An 8,870-nucleotide genomic window follows, 5' to 3' on the forward strand; every position below is an offset into this window, starting at 1 on the left:
AGCATTTAATGCTTTTTGTTGCAGCACCAAATGCCCACACTTATCGACTGTTGATTTTTAAAGATCTTGTATTGCTAGCTGCGAAGCGTTTTGTTCGTCAGCGAAGAAGGAAGAGTATGAAGCGTTTACAGCATTTCGTCAACCTTCTTTTTTTCTCGCTTCACTCAGCATTTGCATGCGTTGTCTTGCGAGGGACAGAATCATAACAAGGGCTGCGCTGCCTGACAAGGGCTTTTGTTATATTTCGTTTTCACCGTTTCCAAGGAAGACACCTTGCTCCTCACCGCCCTCCTCGCGGCAGCTGCCGTAGAAGCGCCTGTGGTCATCATCAGCGGCACGCGTACCGAGCGCGCCAGCTTTGATGTGCCCGCTTCCATCGACGTGGCAAAGCCGGACGATAGCCAGCCGCGCGTCAACGTTTCCGAAGCCCTGGCCGCCGTACCCGGCCTGGTGGTGCAGAACCGCCAGAACTACGCTCAGGATTTACAGATCTCTTCCCGCGGCTTTGGCGCACGCTCGGCATTTGGCGTGCGCGGCGTGCACCTGGTCACCGACGGCATCCCGGCCAGCATGCCGGACGGCCAGGGCCAAGCCGCCACCTTCAACCTGGACATGGCCGAACGCATCGAAGTGCTGCGCGGGCCCTACTCCGCTATTTATGGCAATCACGCTGGCGGCGTAATCCAGCTATTCACTAAAGAAGGCGAAGGTGCGCCATCGGTTGAACTCAATGTGGTGGGCGGCAGCTACGGCACGCGCAAGACCGACCTTAACGCACAGGGCAAACAAGGCAATATTGGCTATGTATTGGATGCATCGCGCTTCGACACCGATGGCTACCGGGCGCACAGCGCCGCCACGCGCGATCAGGCCTACGCCAAACTGACGCTGACACCCATCGATGGCGCCAAACTGAACATCGTCGCCAACGCGCTACGCCAGGATGATACGCAGGACGCGCTGGGCGTGACCTGGGCGACGTATCAGCGCGACCCGCGCGCCGGCGAAATCGACAGCAGCGATACGCAATCCCCCAAGCGCACGCTGGCCGACCGCTATAACACCCGCAAGAGCATCGACCACAAGCAAATCGGCGCCACCTGGGAGCAGCGCTTTGATGACGACCGCCTGCGCATCAGCGCATACGGCGGCAACCGCGAAGTGATTCAATACCAGTCGTTTTCAAAAGCCTTCCAGGCACCGGCCAGCCATTCCGGCGGCGTGGTCGACTTTGCGCGCGACTTTTCGGGCGCGGATATCAACTGGTCGCACGTCGCCCCGCTGGCCGGCGGCAAACTGACCACCACCGCCGGCTTCGAATACGGCCGCTCCAACGATACCCGCCGAGGCTATGAGAATTTCATCGGCGCCGACTTCGGCGTGAAAGGCACGCTACGCCGCGATGAAGAGGACAAGGTCAGCAACCTCGATCCCTATCTGCAAACCGAATGGGATGCCGGCGCGTGGCAACTCAGCGGCGGCCTGCGTCACAGCCGCGTGAAAATATCGGTGGACGACCGATTTCTCAGCAATGGCAATGACAGCGGCTCGCTCAGCTACAGCCACACCACGCCGGTGCTGGGAGTGCTGTATCGCGTGACGCCGCAACTGAATGTGTACGCCAGCGCGGCGCGCGGCTTCGAGGCGCCCACCTTGAATGAGCTGTTCTACTCCGGCACTGGCGGCGGCTTCAATTTCCGCTTGCAGCCGGCAACCAGCACGCACGTAGAAACCGGCGTCAAGGCCAAGCTGGACGAAGACACGCGCATCAACGCGGCGCTGTTCCAAGTGAAGACCTCGGACGAACTGGTGGTCGATAACGCCAGCGGCGGCCGCACCAGCTACCGCAATGGCGGCAAGACCTTGCGCCAGGGCGCCGAGCTATCGCTGGAGACGTCATTGCGGCACGGCTTCAGCGCACGCGCGGCACTCACCACACTGCGCGCCGTCTACGACCAAGGCTACGGCAACGTCTTGAAAGGCAGCCGCCTGCCCGGCGTGCCGAACGCGAACGCCTACGCGGAGCTGGCATGGCGGGAAAGCACCGGCCGCTGGAGCGCCGCGCTGGAAGGCGTGGCAAGCAGCAAAGTCTACGCCGAGGACAGTAACACCGATCAGCCGGCGCCAGGCTATGGCCTGCTGAACGCACACATCACCGCACACCAGCAGTGGGGCGGATGGCGCTTCAAGCAGTTCGCACGTCTGAACAATCTGCTCGATAAAAACTACGTCGGCTCGGTGATCGTCGGCGACGCCAACAAACGCTATTACGAAGCCGCACCACGACGCGGCTGGCTGCTAGGTGCAAGCGGCGCCTATCAATTCTAGCGTTGTAGCACAAACGTGTGACAGACAGTGAAAGCAAACAGCACTACAGTACGACACCCAATGCTGTTTCACCTCACAAGGAGCTGTCATGAACAAACCTCAAGATCCAAAAGCACAAGACAAACAACTGGACGCAGAAGCTGGCCTGGATGAGGCGACGCTGGACGGCGTCGTCGGCGGCACCCAAACCTCGGTGCGCAACGACACCACCGAGACCACCAAGCCAACCGAAGACGAATCGACCGACAACAAGTTCGCTAAATTCGCCAACGGCCGCTTAGCCTGATCGTGCCAGACAAGCGAGGCAGCCAGCCGGCTGCCACGCCTGGTCGCATGGCATCGCCAGACCGCCTCGATATGGGCGCGCGTCTGGTTACGCCCGCTTCCGGATTGCTATTGAGCGCGGCATTGCTGATCGTTGCGGCCTGCCTGGCGGGCAGCATCCTGATACGCGTGCCGGTCAAGGCACAGGCGCAAGGAATGCTGACAACGATGCAGGGCGTGAAGCAAGCGCTGGCAGATCGCGCCGGCCCGGTGCGGAATATTCGCGTGCGCGCGGGCGAGCATGTGCGCGCGGGACAAGTCATTGCCGACATCGGCGATGCGCCCCTGCTCACAGCTTACACCGGCACCGTCGCTGAACTCACGCTGAATGATGGCGACATCGTCGAAGCTGGCGGTGCAGTGCTTGCGCTGCTGCCCGATGCCCCCTTGATCGCTACCGTCTACGCGTCCACCGCGGACGGCAAGAATATCCATCCCGGCATGCGGGTGGAACTGGCGCCATCCAACTTCAAGCGTGAGGAATACGGTTTTGTGTCAGGCCGCGTGGTGTCAGTCGCGCCGATGCCGGCAACGCCGGAAAGCATGCAGCGCGCACTCGGCAACCGTCAACTGGTACAAGCACTGTCGGCCGGCGGCGCGCCATTCGAAGTGGTCGTGGCGCTGGAAACCGATCCCGCCACCGCGAGCGGCGTGCGCTGGTCATCCTCGCGCGGCCCGGCGACCAGGCTGAGCGCCGGCACGCTGTGCGCGGCATCGATCATCATCCGTGAAGAAACTGTACTGCGCCTGCTGATGCCGGCCGCACGGCGCCTGCTGCCGGGCGACGCCTCGTGAAGCGGCTGCAAGCGCTGCTGCGGCGGCGCGTACCGATGATAGGCCAGCAGGAAGCAGTGGAATGCGGCGCCGCCTGCCTGACCATGGTGCTGGCCTGGTACGGACGCTGGGTCACGCTGGAAGAAATGCGCGAGCATTGCAGCATCACCCGCGACGGCACCAAGGCCACCAACATCCTGAAAGCCGCGCGCGCGAACGGCCTGGTGGCCAAGGGTTTGCAGAAAACCGCAGACGAGTTATGCCACCTGCCTCTGCCGCTGATCGTGTTCTGGAATTTTAATCACTTCGTGGTGGTCGAAGGCATCGACGCCAAGAGCGTACGCCTGGTAGATCCTGCCAGCGGGCCGCTCACCATCAACCGCGCCGAATTTGAGGAAGCCTATAGCGGCATCGCACTGGCGTTCCAGGCCGGTCCGGACTTTGTGCGCACCGGCGCCCGCCCCGCCCTGTGCTCAACCTTGAGCAGTTATCTGCAAGGCTACCGGCGTGGCCTGGCGTTCGCCGTGGTGGCCGGCATGGGTCTGATCATTCCGGCGATGCTCGCCTCCGGCTTCAATCAATTTTACGTCGAAAGCATTCTGATTGGCGGGCAGCGTGATTGGTTGCCGCCACTGGTGGGCGGCATGGCTGCCGCCGCCGCGCTGAAGATGCTGCTGTCATGGTTGAACGCCAGCGCGCTGGTGCGGCTGGACGCCAGCATTGCCACCAATCTGGCGGCGCGGCAGATGTGGCGCTTACTGCAGCTACCGCTCGGCTTTTTTGCGCAGCGCCATGCGGGGGATATCGCGCACCGGTTCAACCTGGTCGAGCAGCTTTCCGGCCTGGTGTCGCATACCCTGGCGCCGGCGCTGATCGGCATCCCGAATCTGGTGGTGTTCTTCCTGCTGCTGGTGCTGATCGATCCGGTGCTGTCAGCGATCACGCTGGCTACCGCACTGCTGGCCGTTCTGCTGCTGTTGCTGAGCATGGGCCAGATGGACAATTCCGCGCGCCGTACCATGCAGTACGACGCGAAGCTGTACTCGGCAACGATACAAGGCATGGCGCTGATCGAAGAATTTCGCATGTCCGGCACCGGCGGCGCTTACACCTCGCGCTGGGCTGGCGCGCAAGCGCGCGTGGTCGACGCCAGCCAGGCCGCCGCGTTGCAGGCGCAGCGCCTCAGTCAGACTTCCGGGCTGATTATCGGCAGTGCCGCAGTCGCCGTCCTGGTGGCGGGCGGCTTGCGTGTGATGGATGGCGCGCTGAGTATCGGTGGGCTGCTGGCGTTCCAGACGCTGATGTGGAGTTTTGTCGGCCCGCTGCTGGCCGTGGTCAATGTCGGCGGCCGGCTGCAGGCGGCGCGCGGACTCGCCGCACGGCTCGACGATGTGCAGCGCTATCGGCCGGCTCAGTTGCCGGCACCAGCGGCGATTTCAACATCAGCGCCGCCGCAGCCCACCGACAACGAGCGCGCCTTCCTGTCCTTGCGCGGGATTGGCTTCCGCTACGGACCGCTGAGTCCAGCCATCGTGCAAGACGTCAGTTTTGATGTCCCGGCTGGTAGCCGGATCGCGCTGGTCGGCAGCTCCGGGAGCGGCAAGTCGACGCTGGGGCGCATCATCGCCGGCCTGGCGGCGCCGTCGGAGGGCGCGCTGCATGTGCGCGGCCGCAGCCGCGCCGATTGGGAAGGTGATCCCGCCGCTCCGACGCTGGCTTACGTTGAACAAAATGTGGTGCTGTTTGAGGGCAGCGTGATGGACAACCTGGTGCTATGGGACGACAGTATCCCGGCCGAGCGCGTGACGGCGGCGGCACGTGACGCGCAGGCAGACGATTTCATCATGCGCATGAAACAGGGCTACCGAGCCATTCTGATGGAAAGTGGAGGCAATATGAGCGGCGGCGAACGCCAGCGCATGGCGATTGCACGCGCGCTGGCCACGGAGCCGTCGCTGCTGGTGCTCGATGAAGCCACCAGCGCGCTTGATCCCGCTACGGAGGTGTCCATCATGGATGCGGTGCGGCGGCGCGGCTGTACCTGCGTCATCATCGCTCAGCGCCTGAGCTCCATCCGCGACTGCGACTGCATCATCGTCATGCAGCAAGGGACGGTGGTGGAAAGCGGCACGCATCAGCAACTGATGGCGCAGCACGGAGTGTACTTCAACCTGGTGGGTGCCTGAGTGACCACCACTACACCGTTGCGCAACACACCCGACACCACGCTGGCGCCGGGTGCGTTACTCAGGCTGGACCGGCCCGGCCTGCAATACGCCATTCTCGACGGCCGCTTTGAAGTGTATGCGCTGATCGGCGATCGCCGCGTCTACCTGATGGAAATCGCGGCAGGACAAGCGCTGCTGTCAGCGCCCGCCACGCACGGCTGCCTGATCGCGCTGGCGCCAGAAGGCGGTACACTGGCCACGATGGCACCGCCACTGGCCGGTGAAAGTAATAGCGATAACGGCACCGTCGCCGTCTGGCATGCGCAGCTATTTGCGGCGGCGGGCCTGGCGCCGGCAACGCTCCCGGTGGACGATCCTGCGGCCGCGCTGGCCGCCAGCCACAACGCTCTGCTGGCGGCACTGTCCGAGCGCCTCACCGCACGCGACGAAGAAGAAGCCGCCCGCCGTGCCAGGCGCGACGCGCAGCAAGCAGATGATCTGGCCACCGTAATGGAAGGCCATGAGCGCATGCTGGAGCCGTCAGCTCCTGCCACCGATGAAGACGATTTCCATTACGTCTATCGCATGATCGGCGGTAGCGCCGGCGACCTGCGCAGGCAGCACCAGGCAAGCGATTTCGCCGACTTTGCGGCAACACACCACCTGCCGCTACGCTGGGTGAGTCTGCAAGGACGCTGGTGGCGCACCGATCTCGGACCGCTGGTCGCACAACACGACGGGCGCTGCGTCGCCCTGTTGCCCGACTGGCGCGGACACTATCGCCTGCATTGCCGAGGCGCCGCACCACGCGCAGTCAACGCCACATTGGCCAGCGCACTCGGCACAGGCGCGCATGCGGTCACCCTGCCGCTACCAGCACGCCCATTGCGCGCCCACGACCTGCTACTCATCGGCCTCTCACTGTGCCGCGCAGACCTGCTGACACTGGCCGCCGCCGCCCTGCTCGCATCCCTGCTCGGATTGCTGGTGCCTATCGCCACCGGCGCCATCATTGACACCCTGGTGCCAAGCCAGATGCGCGGCCCCTTGCTGATGCTGGGTGTGATGCTGGGCGTCGGCCAATTGTGCAGTTTGCTACTCAGACTGAGCGCCGACGTCGCACGGCTGCGCATCGACGGCCGCCTCGCGGTAAGGCTACAGGGTGGCGTCATCGACCGCGTTCTGCATCTGCCGGCCGCCGTGCTACGACGCTATTCCTCCACCGACCTGGCGTTGCGGGCGCTGTCGATCGACACTGTGCGGCAAGCCCTGACCGGTATCGCGTTGAACAGCGTATTGTCCGGCATCTTCGGCGTATCGGCGATCGCGCTGCTATGCCATTACAGTGCCGCTGGCGCCGGCCTGGCGCTGCTGCTGTTTGCCGGCCTGATTGCCTTGAATGTGGGGAGCGGCCTGCGCCAACTGCGCAATCTGCAAAACAGCGCGCAGATGAGCGCCAGTGTCGCCGGCTTCACCCAGCAACTGATGGAAAACATGGCGACGCTACGTGTGTTCGGGGCCGAGCGCCGCGCTTTTGTACAGTGGTCGCGCAAGGCCACCCAACTGCGCAAAATGTCACTGACGGCACAACGCAGCAACATCCTGCTCAGCACCGTGTTGGGTGGTTACGACCTGCTGGCCATGGCGCTGATGCTGCTGGTACTCGGCACACAGGATGCGGTCCTCTCAGCCGGTGCCTTCCTGGCGTTCGCGGCTGCCTATCAAGGCTTTCTCGGCGCATCGATGGCATTCAGCGGCGCCATGCGGCAGCTGGTACAGCTGCTGCCCATGCTCGACCGCATCAAGCCACTGCTGGAACAAGCCCCGGAAACCGCAGGCGGCATGCAAGCGCCGGGCGCGCTCGCTGGCGCCATCGAAGTCGCCAATGTCAGCTTCGCATATCCCGACTGTCCGCCAATATTGAACAACCTCTCCTTGCGCATCGAGCCAGGACAATTTGTCGCGCTGGTAGGACCATCCGGCTGCGGCAAGTCGACGCTGATCAAGCTCATGCTCGGCATCGATCAGCCCAGCCAGGGGGCGATCTTTTACGATGGCCATAACCTCAATGAGCTGGATCTGGCGGCCGTGCGGCGGCAGATCGGCGTGTGCCGGCAGAACGGCAAGCTATTCAGCGGTTCGCTGTTTGAGAACATCCTTGGCGCCAATGTCGGCACACAGGAAGATGTCTGGCACGCCGCAGCATTGGCCGGCATCGACGCAGAAATCCGCGCACTGCCGATGCAACTGCATACCGTGGTCACCGAAGGTAGCGCGGCTTTTTCAGGCGGCCAGATCCAACGCTTGCTGCTGGCGCGCGCGCTGGTCGGCAAGCCACGCATGGTGATTCTGGATGAGGCCACCAGTGCCCTCGACAACGTCACGCAGGAACACATCGTGCGCAACGTCGAACGACTCGGCGTAACGCGTATCGCTGTGGCGCACCGGCTAAGCACGGTGCGGCATGCCGACCTGATTCTCTTCATCCGCGACGGCCAAGTGGCCGAAGCAGGAACTTTTGAAGCGCTACTGGCGCAAGATGGCCTGTTCGCGCAATTCGCGCGGCATCAACAGGCCGAACTTAAGGAGTAAATGGTGCGTAAAGTATTAAGCATATTGGGACAACTGAGTGACGCCGACGTGGAATGGATCGTCCGGCACGGACATCAATTCCACTGCGCCGTCGGCCAGACCCTGATACACGCGGGCCAGCGTCCATCCATGCTTTACTTCCTGCTGGAAGGCGCGGTGGCGGTGACGCTGCCGAACGGCGCCGAACTGGCGCGTCTGGGCGTGGGCGAAATACTCGGTGAAATGTCGCTGGTTGACAAGCAGGCGCCCACCGCCAGCGTCACCGCCACCCAGGCAACCATTTTCCTCGCTGTGGAGCAGGAGCGTTTGCACGCCAAGATGGAACAGGACGCATCGTTCGCAGCGCATATGTACCGCGCGATTGCCTGCTTCCTGTCGATGCGCATGCGTTCGACGATCAGCAACCTGGGCTTCGGCAAAGCGGAACAAACGCTGGAAGATGAGATTGAGCTGGACGAAGAGATCCTCGACAAGCTGCACCTGGCGGGTGTGCGCTTTGAACGCATGCTGTCGGTACTGAGGTAAACGCAAAAAGGCCCGCACGGATAAACCGGCGGGCCTCTTTGACTTATAACTAGCTTGACGATAACCTACTTTCACACTGGTTGCAGCACTATCATCGGCGTAGAGTCGTTTCACGGTCCTGTTCGGGATGGGAAGGGGTGGGACCGACTTACTATGGTC

General features: G+C 63.0%; 7 protein-coding genes and 1 rRNA gene. 7 read left to right on the forward strand and 1 reads right to left on the reverse strand.

Annotation, left to right across the window (positions count from 1 at the left end; translation table 11 throughout):
• From KW842_RS27030 to KW842_RS27060, 7 genes are all read left to right on the forward strand, one after another.
• A partial coding sequence (locus KW842_RS27030) for a hypothetical protein (protein ID WP_218307280.1) occupies nucleotides 1-206 on the forward strand: 206 nt, incomplete at its 5' end.
• A 67-nt stretch (nucleotides 207-273) separates the two neighbouring features.
• Nucleotides 274-2,328: a TonB-dependent receptor gene (locus KW842_RS27035; protein ID WP_229223941.1), complete on the forward strand. Its 2,055-nt coding sequence runs from the start codon at nucleotides 274-276 to the stop codon at nucleotides 2,326-2,328.
• Nucleotides 2,329-2,416: 88 nt separating this feature from the next.
• Complete coding sequence (locus KW842_RS27040) at nucleotides 2,417-2,614, forward strand: hypothetical protein (RefSeq protein WP_218307284.1); 198 nt, start codon at nucleotides 2,417-2,419, stop codon at nucleotides 2,612-2,614.
• A gap of 47 nt (nucleotides 2,615-2,661) precedes the next feature.
• Nucleotides 2,662-3,447: an NHLP bacteriocin system secretion protein gene (locus KW842_RS27045; protein WP_218307286.1), complete on the forward strand. Its 786-nt coding sequence runs from the start codon at nucleotides 2,662-2,664 to the stop codon at nucleotides 3,445-3,447.
• Nucleotides 3,444-5,612, forward strand: a complete 2,169-nt coding sequence (locus tag KW842_RS27050) for a cysteine peptidase family C39 domain-containing protein (protein ID WP_218307287.1) — start codon at nucleotides 3,444-3,446, stop codon at nucleotides 5,610-5,612. Before KW842_RS27045 ends, KW842_RS27050 begins: the two co-directional genes overlap by 4 nt.
• Nucleotides 5,613-8,186, forward strand: coding sequence for an ATP-binding cassette domain-containing protein (locus KW842_RS27055; protein WP_218307289.1), 2,574 nt, complete (start codon nucleotides 5,613-5,615; stop codon nucleotides 8,184-8,186).
• A complete protein-coding gene (locus KW842_RS27060) occupies nucleotides 8,187-8,711 on the forward strand; it encodes a cyclic nucleotide-binding domain-containing protein (RefSeq protein WP_218307291.1) in 525 nt (174 codons plus the stop codon).
• 52 nt (nucleotides 8,712-8,763) lie between these two features.
• On the opposite strand, the gene rrf is transcribed toward KW842_RS27060, so the two are convergent.
• Nucleotides 8,764-8,870: ribosomal RNA gene (rrf, locus tag KW842_RS27065) — 5S ribosomal RNA — on the reverse strand; the annotation flags it as partial.

The sequence above is a fragment of the Duganella sp. sic0402 genome (assembly GCF_019219065.1).
Classification (GTDB): domain Bacteria; phylum Pseudomonadota; class Gammaproteobacteria; order Burkholderiales; family Burkholderiaceae_D; genus Rugamonas.

What these genes read in the sequence shown, in the direction of transcription:
- KW842_RS27045 (WP_218307286.1), top strand. Translation starts at nt 2,662, where the DNA reads ATGGCATCGCCAGACCGCCTCGATATGGGCGCGCGTCTGGTTACGCCC.
- KW842_RS27060 (WP_218307291.1), top strand. Translation starts at nt 8,187, where the DNA reads ATGGTGCGTAAAGTATTAAGCATATTGGGACAACTGAGTGACGCCGAC.
- KW842_RS27040 (WP_218307284.1), top strand. Translation starts at nt 2,417, where the DNA reads ATGAACAAACCTCAAGATCCAAAAGCACAAGACAAACAACTGGACGCA.